The sequence below is a fragment of the Treponema sp. OMZ 855 genome (assembly GCF_024181145.1).
GTDB lineage: Bacteria > Spirochaetota > Spirochaetia > Treponematales > Treponemataceae > Treponema.
This window is the reverse complement of record NZ_CP051194.1, coordinates 899,223-914,347: the sequence shown is the minus strand read 5'-3', so window position 1 is coordinate 914,347 and position 15,125 is coordinate 899,223. Positions and strand designations below refer to the sequence as shown.

Here is a 15,125-nt window from a genome sequence, read left to right as displayed (position 1 = left end):
ACAGCCTACAAAATTCTTTCATAAAAGTTATTAACTTTTATGAAAAAATTTATATGCCAATATGCAAGCGCGTTTTTAGAGCACATTGCAACTCTTGCGAAAAATTTAATCCTGCATTTTCGGCAGCTTCAGCAAGCCATGCAGGAATTGTTAAGTTTTTACGAACACTTTTTTCCTGTGCCAGGTATTTACGGTCGGTTTTTACCAGTGTAATAAATTCCGCATCTTTCGGTTTTTCTATATCCTCTATAGCTGTCGGATTGGGCAGTGTCTCTCCATCCTTTAAAAGCAAAGAGATACGTCCTGTCAATGCTTCCTCTGCCATTATCAACGCTTCTTCCAATGTGTCTCCCATCGTTGCAAGTTCTATATCATAAAATACAACCGAATAACCGTTTTCATCTTTATAAAACATTGCCGGATAAATATACATAGTCTTACTCCTCCTTTAATCCTGCTTGTTTAAGAATACTATTTACTACAAACTTCGAAAGCTCCTTGTTACCATGAAATGGAATAGTAACCTTCCCTTTTTTAATCGGATGCTCATAGTGATGATGTGACCCAACTATATCACGTTTTATCCATCCGTCTTGTTTTATCATCTTCTCCATTTCTTTAAAGTTCATAAAATGATAATACGCATAAATACGCATTCAGTCAAGTTTATCAGAAGTGGATAATTGAAAACAGGACCACACAATTGCACCGTTCCCTATTTCCAGTATATGTAAGGACTAACTTACGTTAAAAAGCTTTTTTATGAAAAAAACCTTGTATTTACCAAGAAATCAACAACCCCGACGCAAGCGTCGGGGCACAGTGCTCAATGTTTCGCACTGTGTGTGCGATCTGGCACGGATGCCGGTGGTTCCAAACAGAAACGAGTTTTTTGCTTTGTAAAAAACTCGCAGTCAAAAATGTACAAGGATGTATATTTTTGACGAGGTGGTTGCAGTCGGCTTTAATACCCGCCATCGAATAAACAACTAAGAATACGAGAAAACTGTATAAAATCGTGATTTGTCTAAGAAAAGAAGCCTACAATTCGGGTTTTTAGAGGTACCCTTGTATTATCAAGTAACTGATGGAGCATTAAAATGAAAAGATACGATGAGCAAAGGCGGTTGGAATTGAACCAACTGCCCTCGCCGCAGCTTCCCTCGCTCCTATACAGGGGGTCTTCCTTTGCTCATCTTGCAAAAGCATAACGTAATCATCGCTGAAATAAACTATCGGGATGGAGGGATTTGAACCCCCGATCTTCTGGTCCCAAACCAGACGCCTTAGCCCCTAGGCTACATCCCGTTATACAAATTACCGGTAACTGACATATCGCATACACCCAGTTACTTCGTAAGAGTTGTAACTTTACTGAAAATAAAGTATCCTGTCAAGCGGAAGGTCGCAGGATAAACGCATCAGATGAATAAAGCATAATCTGTGATTTTTGAAAAGAGATTTTCCGTCAGCCTTTTAAAAATAGGAGGTGCAGATGCAAGGCGCAAGAGCAAATTAACCGCAGGCGTATCTTTGATACGTTGAGGATTAATTTGTTCGCAGCAACGCAGAAGATGCCCTCATATTTTTAAAAGGAAACTGATGCGGTTCTTCTGATAGATATGGAGGCTTTTATGAAAGGGTTTGAGATTACATTTCCGGACGGTTCAAAAAAACAGTTTGTCGAACCGATTTCTGCACGTGCCGCATTGGCGTATTGTAGAGAGCCGGAGACGGTTGCATTCGGTATGAAAGTAAATAACGAATTGGTTCCGTTAAACAAGATGATCGATGTGCGCGCTACTATAAAGCCTGTCTTAAAAGGGACTTATGACGGCTCGAATATTTATCGACGCACACTGTGTTTTCTGTTAGCCGCCGCGGCACGAAAGGTATATCCCGATTTACGGCTCTTGGTCGGACACAGCTTCGGCTACTCGTACTATTACACCTTTGAAGGCGCCCATGCCTCCGATATCGATCTCAAACTAATCGAAGATAAAATGCACGAAATGGTCGATGCGGATTTACCGATACAAACGCAATCCGTCGCTTATGCCGAAGCCTTGGAGCTCTTCGCAAACACCAATCAGCCCGATGCGTACCGGCTACTTTCCTACAACAGTAGACCGAAAATCACAATCAACATACTCGACGATTATTACGACTTATACTTCCAGCCGCTGATGGATCGTGTCGGCTATTTAAAAGTATTCGGATTAATGAAGTATGAAGACGGCTTTTTACTGCGCTTTCCTGCAACCGCCGACACTGACACACTTCCTCAATTTAAAGATATCCCGCAGCTTTTCACCGTATATAAAGAATATAAAACGTGGGGTAAGATGATTGGCGTTTCTTCCGTCGGTCAATTAAATGAAATTATCGAAAGCCGTAAAACCAAAGACTTCATTGAAATCACGGAAACGTTACAGAATAATAAATTGGCACATATTGCCGAACAAATCAAAAATAAGGGAAACGTCAAAGTAATTCTGATTGCGGGACCGTCAAGTTCAGGAAAAACGACCTCGGCAAAAAAACTTTCAATGCAACTGCGAGTCGTAGGATATGAACCTTATGTTATCAGCCTCGACGATTATTATGTCGGCAGGGATAAAACACCGCGCGATAAGGACGGAAAATTTGATTTTGAGTGCCTCGAAGCATTGGATGTCCCGCTTTTAAATGAGCTGCTGCTGAAGCTGTTTGCCGGTGAAGAAGTTGAACTGCCTTCGTATAATTTCAAAACAGGTGAGCGATTTTACACCGGAAAAAAACTCCGCCTTAACAGCCGCTCTATTCTTATCTTGGAAGGAATACACGGATTAAACGACAACTTAACCCCACAGATAGACGCTTCGCTTAAATTTAAGATATATCTTTCGGCATTAACACAGCTGACCTTAGATGATCACAACCGGATACCGACTTCCGATAACCGGCTCTTGCGGCGTATCGTGCGCGATGCGCAGTTTAGAGGAAGTTCCGCTTCGATTACCATCGGTATGTGGTCTGATGTGCGGGCGGGAGAGGCTAAACATATTTTCCCGTACCAAAATACCGCCGACGTTATCTTTAATACGGCACTCGATTATGAACTTTCGGTACTGAAAATTTATGCGGAACCGCTGCTCCGCGCAGTAAAGCCCACCGATCCGGCATACAGCGAAGCATCTCGGCTGCTCATCTTCCTGAACAACTTCCTTTCGGTCTCTCCGTCATTTGTACACGGGCAGTCCATTTTACGGGAGTTTATCGGCGACAGCGACTTTTCGTACCATTGATGTTTACACGCTACCCTTCGGTGATATCACAAAAAGCAGCAGCGCAGATTTCTTGCAAATCTGCAGGGGCAATGCATAGCATGTGCCCCCGTTTCCCGGCACTTACATAAATACGGTCATACAGCTGTGCGGTTTCATCGATAAAAGTAGGAAAATGCTTTTTCATGCCGAGCGGGGAACAGCCGCCGCGGATGTAGCCCGTTGTTTTTTGCAGCGCATCGAGTTTAAGCGGTGTTATCTTTTTACCGGTTATATTCCGTACCTTTTTCAAACTGACTTCCAAAGGCGCGGGTACGCAAAAAACGAAAACGTCATTATCCTCGCTTATCATGACAATCGTCTTAAAAAGCATATCGGGTTCAATATTCAACTTCTGCGCAGCGGATACCGCATCCAAATGCGCCTCATCCCACGCATATTCAATGCTGGTATAAGAAACACCCGCTGCCTCCAAAATACGCATTGTATTCGTCTTTTTCATGATTTAAAGCCTGTCCGTATCAATATTCAAGGCAATCACATCAGATAAATAGAAATCGCAAAATAAAAAGGATGTGAGACCATTTGAACCATCTTCAATTAAAGTATCTGGTGCGGTTGCCCAATCTTAATGCTTATTGCGGTTTTTTCCTATCGATAGCCTCTTGATACACGGCAAGATACTGTTTTGCGGACGTATCCCAGGTAAAATCTTTTGCCATACCCCGCTTCCGCATTTTAACGATGTGTTCGGGGTTCTTAAACCACGCATTTACCGCCCAATTAACGGTATTATAAATACTGTCGGGGGTAAGCAGATCCAGCACAAAACCGGTTCCGTCTCCCGTTTGCTCATCATAGTTTTCTACCGTATCTGCAAGTCCGCCGGTATTGCGTACAATAGGCAATGTTCCATATAGCAGCGAGTACATCTGATTAAGCCCGCACGGTTCATACCGCGACGGCATCAAAAAGAAGTCGCTTCCGGCCTCAATTAAATGGCTCAACTTCTCGTCATAACCAATATATACACGGAGATTCGGCAGCCGTTTTGAAAGCGCCAATAATTCATCTTCGCACCATCGATCACCGGCACCCAGCACAATCAGTTGTAAATTGATATCGGTACATATTTTGAATGCGGCGCCGTAAGACGGCCCGAATAATTCCGCAATTCCCTTTTGATCGGTCAGCCGTGTTATCATACCGAAAACCGGAACTTTTTCATCTTGAGGAAGTCCCATATACTTTTGCAAAGCTTCTTTATTCTTCGCTTTTTTTACAAGAGAACGGGCGGTATAATTGAAGGGGATCTGTTTATCCGTTTTAGGATTCCAGATAGAAGTATCGACGCCGTTTAAGATACCGGTTAAAGCATCCTTGCGGAAACGGAGAATACCATCCATTCGGAAACCGTATTCAGCGCTTTGTATTTCCTGTGCATAAGTCGGAGAAACGGTTGTCAGCCGGTCGGCAGACAACAAACCGGCTTTTAAGAAATTCATTCTATCCCAGTCCTCAAAACCGGCTGAATAAAAATATCCCCAATCGAGTCCCGTATCCACATAACTCGCTTTATTGTAAATTCCTTGATAGCCGATATTATGCACGGTAAAAACACTTGCTGTCTCTTGAAAATCATGATACTGCGTGTTAAATTTTAACAGCACGGGCACCAGCGCCGTCTGCCAATCGTGCGCGTGCATCAGATCCGGAATCCAATGCTGCTTTCTGCAAATCTGGAAAGCTGCATGGCTCAATATTGAAAACCGTTTGGGATTGTCGTTAAAATCAGGTTCAAAGAGGGAACCGTACAATCCCTCACGACCGAAACTTTCTTCATGATCGATAAAATACACCGGTATATCCGAATTGGGAAGCGTTGATTCAAACACTTCAGTCCAATATTCTCTATTGCCAATAGAAACTCCCATTGCACCGGGAATAGGTGTTAAACTTTTTTTATCAATTCTATAATAACGCGGCATAACAATCCTGACATCATGCCCGAGTTTTTTTAATGCGTAGGATAAGGCAGATACGACATCGGCTAAACCGCCTGTTTTTGCAAAAGGAACCGCTTCACTGGTTATCATTAATATTCGCACGGTAATACCTCCTTTAAAAATTATAACACGGGTAATCGAATTATAAAAGGGCGAAGTTATACCTTGTCAAGATTTTCGTCACCGGAAATTTATCTACGCCAAATCTGAAAAAATGACGGTGATTTATCTCTCTAAAAGAGATATTATGATCCTCTGCCCCGGTATATCACAGCGGACGGTAGAACGGGCATTAAAAGAATTACAAGACACACAAAAAATCCGCCAAATCGATAAAGGCCGTGCCACACGGTATGTAAAACTCGTATAATAGTTTTGAAACGAACAGCACTCATAGATTAAATCAAATTTAATCCCTTGTGTATTTTTATATTTTTATATATAATAATATATCTTAATTCTATAGGAGAACAATTATGAAAGGTTTTGCGATGCTTAAATTGGGCGAAACGGGTTGGATCGAAAAAGAACGCCCCGTATGCGGCCCGCTTGATGCAATTTGTAAGCCGTTAGCGCTTGCTCCGTGTACGTCCGACGTACATACCGTATGGGAGGGAGCAATCGGCGAACGGCATAATATGATTTTAGGACACGAAGGCTGCGGCGAAGTTGTCGAAGTCGGTTCTCTAGTAAAAGATTTTAAACCGGGCGACAAGGTCTTGGTTCCTGCGATTACTCCCGATTGGAATTCGCTGGAAGCACAGGCCGGATATTCGATGCACTCAGGCGGTATGCTTGCCGGTTGGAAGTTTTCAAACTTTAAAGACGGCGTATTCGGCGAATACTTCCATGTCAACGATGCGGATGGAAACCTCGCGCATATTCCGGACGGAGTAAAAATCGAACACGCACCGATGCTGTCCGACATGGTGCCCACCGGCTTCCACGGCGCAGAACTTGCAGATGTTCAGTACGGAGATTCGGTACTGGTAATCGGTATCGGCCCGGTCGGTTTAATGTCCGTTGCGGGAGCCGAATTGCGCGGCGCTTCAAAGATTTATGCGGTAGGTACCCGCCCCGCCTGTATTGCAGCGGCAAAGTTCTACGGCGCAACCGATATTATCAGCTACAAGAACGGCCCGATCGATAAGCAAGTGCTCGACCTTACCCACGGTAAAGGCGTAGACAAGGTTATTATCGCAGGCGGCACCGTTGATACTTTTGACGAAGCCGTTAAAGCGTTAAAGGCCGGCGGCAGAATCGGAAACGTCAACTATCTCGGATCAGGCGTTTCCATCAAGATTCCGCGCGTAGAATGGGGTGTCGGAATGGGACACAAGCAGATCAACGGCGGGTTAATGCCTGGCGGACGCCTCCGCATGGAAAAACTGAGCAGCCTCGTCGCAGTCGGTAAGCTTGACCTGTCAAAGCTCATCACCCATACCTTCAAGGGCTTTGAGAATGTCGAAAAAGCGCTCTATTTAATGAAGGATAAGCCGGCCGACTTAATCAAACCGGTTGTTATCATCTAAAGCCGGCACTAGCCTTTGCGCGGATACTGAGCTAAAAAATACCGTCGGCTGATTCGAATATGAATTGACCGACGGTATTTGTTTTATTCGTGCGGAGGGTTTAATACCCGCCGTCCTCGGCAATGCTTGCGTCGGGGTTGTTGATGCTGTGAATATTTTTCTGTTATGAAGATTTTTGTGATTTCAGGCTTTTTAGGAGCCGGTAAAACAACCTTTATTCAAATGCTTTCCCAAAAAACAGGCATAGACTTTGCCGTTATGGAAAACGAATACGGCGAAGCAGGTATCGACGGAACCCTTTTGAAGCGAGACCGATTAAAGGTGTGGGAGTTGACCGAAGGCTGCATCTGCTGTTCGCTCAAATCCGATTTTGCTTCCTCCATATTGACAATTGCAAATACGTTGGCTCCCGAATATCTCATCGTGGAGCCTACCGGCGTAGGTTTACTCAGCGCGGTGCTGAACAATATCGGTAAAATCGAATATGACCGCATACAGCTCCTTGAACCGGTTACCGTCGCGGACGTACACTGCGTAGAACATTATCTAAAAGAGTTCGGCGGCATATATGCCGATCAGCTGAAAAATACGCCGCGTATCCTTCTTTCTAAAATAGAAAATACTTCTGCCGAAGAGTTAAACCGTATTACCGCGATACTCCACACGGTGAATCCTGATGCGGAAATCCTCAATACCCCGTATCAAAATCAACCTGAGGAATGGTGGCGTCGGCTGCTGCAAACTCCGCTGAATAAACAGCGTACAATAGTACTCCCTGAAAAAGACCACGCGCTTGATTTGGAAAATATCAGTATTGCCGGCATTACCGTTGATACCGTTAACGAGCTTCTGGAGCTGCTGATTGCCCTATTGCGCGGATACTTTGGCACAGTCTACCGTGCAAAAGGTTTTACTCGTATCGGCGGACAATGGACAAAATTCGATATTGTCGATAGACAGTACACCGTTACTGTTTGCGACCCGATGCCTGAATCAAAAGCCGTGATAATCGGACAAAATCTCGACTGGACACGGTTGCACAAAGCGTTTACTGCAGCTGCACCTCTATTGTACCGACCGTACACAGCAAATCCGGAAGCGGAATACGTATCGAAGCGCGGGAAGTATTTCCCGTCATCGTCTGTACGGTAACCGTTCCGACGGGAGTAATGTGTGCCGTCTGCACCTTATACGGAACATCGACGGTTAAGACGAATTCAGCGTTACGGAGTTCGGCTGCAATCTTTTTTCCATAAGCAGCACCAATCAGCTCTTCGTATTCCGCAGGCGGTATTGCATCGCCGGTAAACAGCGGAGCCATCAGCATATCAATAAAATCACGGCTTTCCTGCGGCAGCATCTCTAAAAACAATGCGATATTTTTCGGTGAAAGTGTTACCGCAACTTTCCGCTCTTTCATATTATAATTAATAACGTCTTTGAGCAAATCATGATTTCGCGGCACCATGCACACGAGACGTAATCCCATTACCCCTCTTGCGGTAACTTCTTTAACCGCTATCCCCGATTTTGTGAGCGCTTCTTTCAACTCTTGAGTATTGAAAACCGATTGTTCGCCGGTTTGCTCGACTTTTTGTTTCAGCAAATGCGTAATATTCTTTTCTAACAAGCTGCTCGGTATAAATTCCGCAGTGAAGCGGCAATCCGCATTATCCCGTATAACGATATGGGCAGAAGAAGAACAGGCCGCTGTAATGCAAACGGCAGCAAGACAACATAATGTACGAAATAGTATTTTCATAATAACAAATTCTCTCAATCTCAAAGCAACCACACTAGAAGTATTTTAAGAGGTTACTCTTACACCACATCAGACGCTATATGCTGTAATAGATAGAAAAGAAGTGCATGATACTTCCGGAGAGTACAAAGAGGTGCCACACACCGTGCATCCATTTTATTTTTTTCATTGCATAAAAAACGCAACCGATGGTATAGAGCACACCGCCTAAAATTAAAAAACGGAAGCTTAACAAAGGGAGCTGTTCTTTCAACGGCCTTGCGGCAAATATAATCAGCCACCCCATGGGGATATAGGTAACAACCGATAATACGCGCACCCTGCTTCCGAATATAGCATAGAGCACAATACCGACTACCGCTAAGCCCCAAATGACACCAAAGATAGACCAACCGACTGCTCCCCGCAATGCTGTGAGACAATAGGCCGTATAGGTTCCGGCGATAAGAATATAAATTGAACAGTGATCGAATATGCCGAATACTTTTTTTGCACCCAGCGGTAAAGCATGATAGAGCGTTGAAAACAAATATAAAATGATTAACGATGCACCGAATATCGTAAACCCAACAATACACCGCGCTCTATATTCGTCAGGCGCATAACGAACGGCACGAATAATAAGAAGCACTAACCCTGCAATCGAAAGCAAAGTCCCAATACCATGGGTTATAGCATTGACAATTTCCTCTCCTGTTGTATACCGCTTCGTAATTACTTGTGCCATCATATCTCCCATAAAAAAACAAAACACTAAAACTCATCCGTTTTAGTGTTTTATTCCTATAGAATAACGGACTTTTAGTCTTTAATGCTATAGCGCTTCTTAAAGCGGTCGATACGTCCGGCAGTGTCTACCAACTTCTGTTTGCCGGTAAAGAAAGGATGGCACGCAGAGCAAATTTCAACTTTAATATCTTTTTCAGTAGACCGGGTCTGAATAACATTTCCACATGCGCACGTAATCGTTGTTTCTACGTAGTTAGGATGAATATCTTTTTTCATTATAATACCTCTTACACACTGCCCCGAAAGGAGCATTACTATACCGCTTCAGTCTCAATCAGCCGAGACCATATTATTGCATAGTTCCGGAATTCATCAATTTCAAGAACACTTCATTATTCTTACTTTTCTTCATTTTGTCAAGGAGTAAGTCCATAATTTCAAGGTCATCCATCGGATTGATAACCTTCCGCAGCAGCCAAATCCGCTGCAAATCTGCCTCATCAATCAAAAGTTCTTCTTTACGGGTTCCCGACTTCTTGATATTGATTGCAGGGAATATACGGCGGTCGGATAACCTGCGATCCAAATTGATTTCCATATTACCCGTTCCTTTGAATTCTTCAAAGATAACCTCATCCATACGACTGCCGGTTTCTATCAACGCAGTCGCGATAATAGTCAGACTACCGCCTTCTTCAATGTTACGGGCAGCGCCGAAAAACCGTTTGGGCTTATGCAATGCATTCGAGTCAACACCGCCGGACAGCACCTTACCGGAAGTCGGCACCGTTTGGTTATATGCACGGGCAAGACGTGTGATGGAATCAAGTAAAATCACTACATCCTTTTTATGTTCAACCAACCGCTTTGCCTTTTCCAATACCATTTCTGCAACCTGAACGTGCCTTGTCGCCTGTTCATCAAAGGTTGACGAGATAACCTCGCCGCGTACTGTCCGCTCCATGTCGGTAACTTCTTCAGGCCGCTCATCAATCAACAAAACAATCAGATATACTTCGGGATGATTTTGCGTTATGGCATTTGCAATTTGCTGCATCAATATTGTCTTACCGGTACGAGGAGGCGCAACAATCAAAGAACGCTGCCCCTTTCCGATCGGACAGAACAAATCCATAATACGGGTTGAGTAAAGTTCGCTTGTTGTTTCCAGATTGAGTTTTTGACGGGGATACAGAGGGGTAAGGTTATCGAAGGGAATACGGCTTTGAGCAATGGATACATCCTCAAAGTTTACCGATTCAACCCGCAGCAGCGCAAAAAAGCGCTCCCCTTCTTTGGGTGAACGAATTTGTCCGTATACGGTATCTCCTGTTTTAAGATTAAACAACCGTATCTGACTCGGCGAAATATAAATATCGTCTGATCCGGACAGATAACTATTCTGCGGCGAACGCAAAAAGCCGTATCCGTCCGGCAGAATTTCCAAAGCGCCGGAGGCAAAAATAATTCCGCCGTTTTCCGTATGGTTTTTCAAGATAAAAAAGATAATTTCCTGTTTTTTCATCGCAACCATATCTTCATGCGGTATACCGTACTGCGCCGCTAAATCACGCAGGGCATGCATCCCCATACGCGTCAAATCGTTAATAACCAGTTTCAGTTTATTTTCGTTGTCTTCGGAACTGCTATTTCCATCTACAGCAGCATCTTGTGTTCGATTATAGGTTCTTCGCATAGAAGATTGGCGACGTGGTTTCTTCTCTGCCTCAGGCGCAGTTCCGTCACCGGATGGTTTTCTGCGCATACGCGACCGTACTACTAATTTTTTTTCAGGCTGCTCATCGGATACAATAGGATGTTCAGCATCACTGTCTGTTTGATGCATAGACCGTTCGGTTTCAGGGGACACGGTACCCGCGGCCTCTTGTTGCTCCAGATTCAACTCAGGCTGTCCTGAAAAATCCGGAGCGGCTCCGTCAGCAGTAAAAGGCGAACGGCGTACTTTTAAGATTGTCATAAAATTTCTCCATAGTAAATTTTAGTTAAAAAATATCAAGAAGATACGGAGTATTCTCTAAGAAAGATTAGCTTTGATAAGTTGTTTTAGGAAACACTGTGTTTCAAGACAGAAGCTTTTATCAAGACCACACGATCTTGTACATTGCTAACGGCACATTCTATACTACCGACATTTTTTACTTCTGTTTGGAATAACTGCATCCATCGCGGAATGAGTGCTTCCGTTTATCTCACAATAAGACTCACTTACAATAATAGATACCGTTGTAATAAATACCCATTGTGAAATAAGAAATGCCAAAGTTACCACCGATTACTCTACACATTGGATTAACCGGCAACTCCTTTATTCTACCTTTTTATTTTTTATCTTGTCAAGGGGATTATCATAACTCGATTGATTGTGATGTATCCCATTCAGCTGCTGTAACAACATTTGCATTGCAGCAGTATACGTCTGTTCACGGATAGCATCGCGCGTACCGCTAAACAGATACTTTTCAGAATATACGGAAGAAGTATGTTCATTCCCCGCACAGGCAATGCATACCGTACCGACAGGCAGCTGTGGGGTTCCTCCGGCCGGCCCTGCAAGTCCCGTTACTGCAAGGGCATATCCATGTCTGCCTGAAGAATCCGAAGCGATGGTTAATGCCCCCCGAGCCATCGCGGCAGCAGTTTCAATGCTCACTACGCCAAAGCCTTCCAAAACTTCAGCGGGAACATTTAATATATGCTGTTTTGCCTCTACCGAATAGGTAACCCATCCGCCCCAGAAAACAGCGGAAGCTCCCGGTATATCCGTAATGTATTTTGCGATCAAGCCGCCTGTTAATGATTCGGCCGTTGCAAGAAAAAGATTTCTACGTTTTAGTTCGTCAAATATATGATGAATCTGCAAAAACATTAGCCGCGCAGCTTTTGCTTGAGTTGTTCGGGATGCATTGAAAAGAGATTGGCATCAATTCCCGCATTGTCCCGTATCATGTGCACGGCACCCTCAAAGGATACATTATCTGCAATCTTAATACGGGCAGCATGGACATCTCCATGCACAATACTACCGGCCTTCATCTCTATCTTATCGGCAGCTGTTAAAGAGCCGTACACGGTACCTTCAATAACAATCGAAGCAGCTCTAATATACTGAGTTTTACAAACTGCACCTTTTTCTATCAATAAGAAACCTTGCGCATCTATAGCGCCCGAAAAAGTACCTTGAATATGCAGATCTTCAGTAAATTTCAAAAAACCGTCGAATACCGTCTCTTTCCCTAAAACGGTTAGTTTTTTTTCTTTATCGATTTTTTTCATGCAGTTTTCCTAGAATTGAGTATAGTCCGTACTGAACCGATAATCAAGAGGCAAACAGCGGCTATTGCTGCTGCAAGCCCCAAAATATCTCCCCAAAGCACATACCATGTATTCGAGTTTGTTGTAAACGCGGGAACATCAACACACAGATATCCTTCAATAAACGGCTGCATCATCGCAGTAATATGTCCGTGCGGGTCAATTGCCGCCGTTTGCCCTGATGCTGTTGCCCTCACCATCGGCAGACGAGTTTCTACAGCCCGAAATACACTCATACTTAAATGCTGATATTGGCAGGCAACACTCTTCGCCCATGCATCATTCGACATATTGACAAATAACTTTGCTCCATGACGCGCAAAACGTCTCGTAATATAGCCGAACGTATCTTCGAAGCAAATCGGCACAGAAAAGTCCAATCCGTTCACCGAAAAAACCGTTGGATCGGTTCCTTTTTCCCAAAAATGGGTATCGTTTGCAACCAATGCCTCATAAATAGCGGGAAAAGTTTTTTTATATGGGAAATGCTCGGTAAAGGGCACCAAATGCATCTTTTGATATCGATCGGGCTGTGGAGGCAACACGTTCTCTTGAGGGCGAAACAGCAGAGCAGCATTATAGTCAAATCGATCTTCTACCCCTGCATCGGTTACCGTCTTTACAGCGTCATCGTTTCCAATTAAAAACGGCACCGGACGCGTATCAAGATAGGCTAAAAGCTCATGTACAAGTTCAAAGGTATTTCGATCCTCGCGATACCGATAGTGCCAATCGATACGGGGAATAAAAGCAGTTTCCGGCCATACGACCAGTGCAAGATCCGGATTATCGGTAATCGCTTGATCCGACAGCTTTTTCAGCGTTTTAAAATCTCTTTTGTATGATTCGACTCCTCCTACCCACGGATCCGAGTTTGGCTGAATAAGGGCAATACGGGCAGTCGGTAAATCTTTATAATCTTGTTGAATAGACACACCGTAAATCAATGCGGCAATAACACAGAGGCACCAAATCAAAGCAGGAATACGTTCTTGATAGGCAAATACACGGAAACCGCGCAGCCAATTCCGCAACGACTCTGTACAATACGGTTTTATACCGGCAGCAATCCATGCGGAAGGAAAACAAACCAATGCGGAAACGCCCCACACACCAAAAACCGATGCAATCTGAATGAGCGGTATAAACTGCCACTGCGAATAGCCTACCAAACCATACGAGAAACCGAGGAATCCAAGTGTCTTAACATACTCGTATCCAATCCAAATCAGCCATTGTACGATAAAACCGTATCGAGGAAAACAGATATCGGCTAATTTAAGCAGGGGCACCGTTAACATATAGTAAAAAAAGTATTCCAGTGCAACAATATACATTGCAAGAGGGTGAAATCCCCACAGCCAATAACTAAAAATACAATAATTAAGAACGCCGTAAATTCCGCCCCACAAAAAAGAAGAAGGGAGCGAAATTCTACGAACTAAAATAAAAAGAGGTATAAAAATAATATAGGCGAGGAATGGCAACCCTGTTGAGATCAAAAAACCGGGCTGCGAAAAAGCAAAAAGCGCAGAAGAACTTACAAGCAGGGCTGCATTAACCCCCCAATAGGCAAGACTTCTACTCCTTTGCATTCGAAACCTGCTTCCCTACAAGCGGACGCACAGCTGCGCTCAATATCTTTCCCGGCCGAAATACAACTACCGAGTGATCTGTAGTGTCAACCAATGCTCCCGTTTTGGGATTCCGCATTCCCTTTCGCCCCTTACGGAATTGTACCGAGAATGTACCGAAACCACGAATTTCTATTGTTTCACCTCGCTGCAGAGCGTCAAACATTTCCGAAAAGAACAAATCACTGATAGAATGAATATCCTTCAACATATGATCTGTTTTTTTATAAATTGCATCGACAATGCCTGTTTTTGTTTGTTTACTTACCTGTTTATGTTTACTCATCTTTAACCTTCCAGACGACATACAAAATTTTTCTTAAAAGCAACCTTGGTAAGACAGCAATATAAATAACCGGCTATAACAAAAACCGGCTGCTGTTTTAAAAGGTAGAAGCGTAAGGAGATGTCATTTATATTATATTACCCGTTATCCTCATTGCATTCCATCACTAAGTACCGGCAAATAGAAACACATATAGCAACACTTTCCGTCATTCTAACGATAAAACCAAAAAAGGATAAGGGATAATGAAAATGTAAAAAGATAAATACGCTATTTTTGTGAAAAAGTTACATTATACAACTTTTGCATACGAGACTTTTTTCGTGCAGCAGCATTTTTTGTAATAATTCCCTTCCGAGCAGCGCTATCAAGCTGATGCGCAAGTTCTTTTAATAACGTCATAGCAGATTCGGCATTTTTTTCAACAACAGCAAGTGTATATTTTTTAGCACATGTACGTGCTGCCGACTTCACCGATTTATTATGGATACGGCGTACTTCACTCTGTTTATGACGTTTTATAGCAGATGCATTATTTGCCATTTAAAAACCTCCAATAAAATTATTAGCATACAAT

Annotated in this window: 16 protein-coding genes, 1 tRNA gene and 1 pseudogene; 4 read left to right on the top strand and 14 right to left on the bottom strand. The window is 43.5% G+C overall.

The window, feature by feature from the left end; translation table 11 throughout:
- Positions 1-49: 49 nt before the first annotated feature.
- From E4N65_RS04170 to E4N65_RS04160, 3 genes are all read right to left on the bottom strand, one after another.
- Entirely contained in the window at positions 50-433 is a 384-nt protein-coding gene (locus E4N65_RS04170) for a type II toxin-antitoxin system HicB family antitoxin (RefSeq protein WP_044012882.1), read from the bottom strand.
- A gap of 4 nt (positions 434-437) precedes the next feature.
- Positions 438-629 carry a type II toxin-antitoxin system HicA family toxin gene (locus E4N65_RS04165; protein WP_044012884.1) on the bottom strand — a complete coding sequence of 64 codons (192 nt, stop codon included), beginning with the start codon at positions 627-629 and terminating at the stop codon, positions 438-440.
- A 606-nt stretch (positions 630-1,235) separates the two neighbouring features.
- Positions 1,236-1,308, bottom strand: a tRNA-Pro gene (locus tag E4N65_RS04160).
- 326 nt (positions 1,309-1,634) lie between these two features.
- On the opposite strand from E4N65_RS04160, the gene E4N65_RS04155 reads away from it, so the two are divergent.
- Positions 1,635-3,287: a nucleoside kinase gene (locus E4N65_RS04155; protein ID WP_044012887.1), complete on the top strand. Its 1,653-nt coding sequence runs from the start codon at positions 1,635-1,637 to the stop codon at positions 3,285-3,287.
- A 10-nt stretch (positions 3,288-3,297) separates the two neighbouring features.
- Here the strand turns inward: E4N65_RS04155 and ybaK are convergent, their stop codons facing one another.
- Both ybaK and glgA read right to left on the bottom strand, forming a co-directional pair.
- The gene (gene ybaK, locus E4N65_RS04150) at positions 3,298-3,768 is read right to left on the bottom strand and encodes a Cys-tRNA(Pro) deacylase (protein ID WP_253674177.1); all 471 of its coding nucleotides are present in this window, start codon (positions 3,766-3,768) and stop codon (positions 3,298-3,300) included.
- A 133-nt stretch (positions 3,769-3,901) separates the two neighbouring features.
- Positions 3,902-5,374, bottom strand: a complete 1,473-nt coding sequence (gene glgA, locus E4N65_RS04145) for a glycogen synthase GlgA (protein ID WP_253674176.1) — start codon at positions 5,372-5,374, stop codon at positions 3,902-3,904.
- A 112-nt stretch (positions 5,375-5,486) separates the two neighbouring features.
- Between glgA and E4N65_RS04140 the strand changes: the two genes are divergently transcribed.
- The 3 genes from E4N65_RS04140 (at position 5,487) to E4N65_RS04130 (ending at position 7,956) form a co-directional block, all read left to right on the top strand.
- Positions 5,487-5,642, top strand: coding sequence for a hypothetical protein (locus E4N65_RS04140; protein WP_253674175.1), 156 nt, complete (start codon positions 5,487-5,489; stop codon positions 5,640-5,642).
- A gap of 106 nt (positions 5,643-5,748) precedes the next feature.
- On the top strand, positions 5,749-6,804 hold the full coding sequence (locus E4N65_RS04135; protein WP_253674174.1) for an NAD(P)-dependent alcohol dehydrogenase: 1,056 nt from the start codon (positions 5,749-5,751) through the stop codon (positions 6,802-6,804).
- Between the two features lie 165 nt (positions 6,805-6,969).
- A complete protein-coding gene (locus E4N65_RS04130) occupies positions 6,970-7,956 on the top strand; it encodes a CobW family GTP-binding protein (protein WP_253674172.1) in 987 nt (328 codons plus the stop codon).
- Here the strand turns inward: E4N65_RS04130 and E4N65_RS04125 are convergent.
- The 9 genes and pseudogenes from E4N65_RS04125 to rpsT all read right to left on the bottom strand — a co-directional run bounded on the left by E4N65_RS04125 (position 7,853) and on the right by rpsT (position 15,091).
- Positions 7,853-8,566, bottom strand: a complete 714-nt coding sequence (locus E4N65_RS04125; RefSeq protein WP_253674170.1) for a hypothetical protein — start codon at positions 8,564-8,566, stop codon at positions 7,853-7,855. The genes E4N65_RS04130 and E4N65_RS04125 overlap by 104 nt on opposite strands.
- Positions 8,567-8,642: 76 nt before the next feature.
- Positions 8,643-9,293, bottom strand: a complete 651-nt coding sequence (locus E4N65_RS04120; RefSeq protein WP_044016844.1) for a PAQR family membrane homeostasis protein TrhA — start codon at positions 9,291-9,293, stop codon at positions 8,643-8,645.
- 74 nt (positions 9,294-9,367) lie between these two features.
- Positions 9,368-9,571, bottom strand: a complete 204-nt coding sequence (gene rpmE, locus E4N65_RS04115; RefSeq protein ID WP_044012901.1) for a 50S ribosomal protein L31 — start codon at positions 9,569-9,571, stop codon at positions 9,368-9,370.
- A 73-nt stretch (positions 9,572-9,644) separates the two neighbouring features.
- Positions 9,645-10,910: pseudogene (rho, locus tag E4N65_RS04110) on the bottom strand (transcription termination factor Rho); the annotation flags it as partial.
- Positions 10,911-11,621: 711 nt separating this feature from the next.
- Positions 11,622-12,182: a CinA family protein gene (locus E4N65_RS04105; protein WP_235619730.1), complete on the bottom strand. Its 561-nt coding sequence runs from the start codon at positions 12,180-12,182 to the stop codon at positions 11,622-11,624.
- Complete coding sequence (locus E4N65_RS04100) at positions 12,182-12,589, bottom strand: bactofilin family protein (protein ID WP_016524026.1); 408 nt, start codon at positions 12,587-12,589, stop codon at positions 12,182-12,184. Before E4N65_RS04100 ends, E4N65_RS04105 begins: the two co-directional genes overlap by 1 nt.
- Positions 12,586-14,223 (bottom strand): apolipoprotein N-acyltransferase, encoded by a 1,638-nt coding sequence (lnt, locus tag E4N65_RS04095; protein WP_044012907.1) that lies wholly within the window; start codon positions 14,221-14,223, stop codon positions 12,586-12,588. Before lnt ends, E4N65_RS04100 begins: the two co-directional genes overlap by 4 nt.
- Positions 14,210-14,548: an HU family DNA-binding protein gene (locus E4N65_RS04090; protein ID WP_253674168.1), complete on the bottom strand. Its 339-nt coding sequence runs from the start codon at positions 14,546-14,548 to the stop codon at positions 14,210-14,212. Before E4N65_RS04090 ends, lnt begins: the two co-directional genes overlap by 14 nt.
- Positions 14,549-14,818: 270 nt before the next feature.
- Positions 14,819-15,091 carry a 30S ribosomal protein S20 gene (rpsT, locus tag E4N65_RS04085; RefSeq protein WP_044012910.1) on the bottom strand — a complete coding sequence of 91 codons (273 nt, stop codon included), beginning with the start codon at positions 15,089-15,091 and terminating at the stop codon, positions 14,819-14,821.
- Positions 15,092-15,125: the final 34 nt, after the last annotated feature.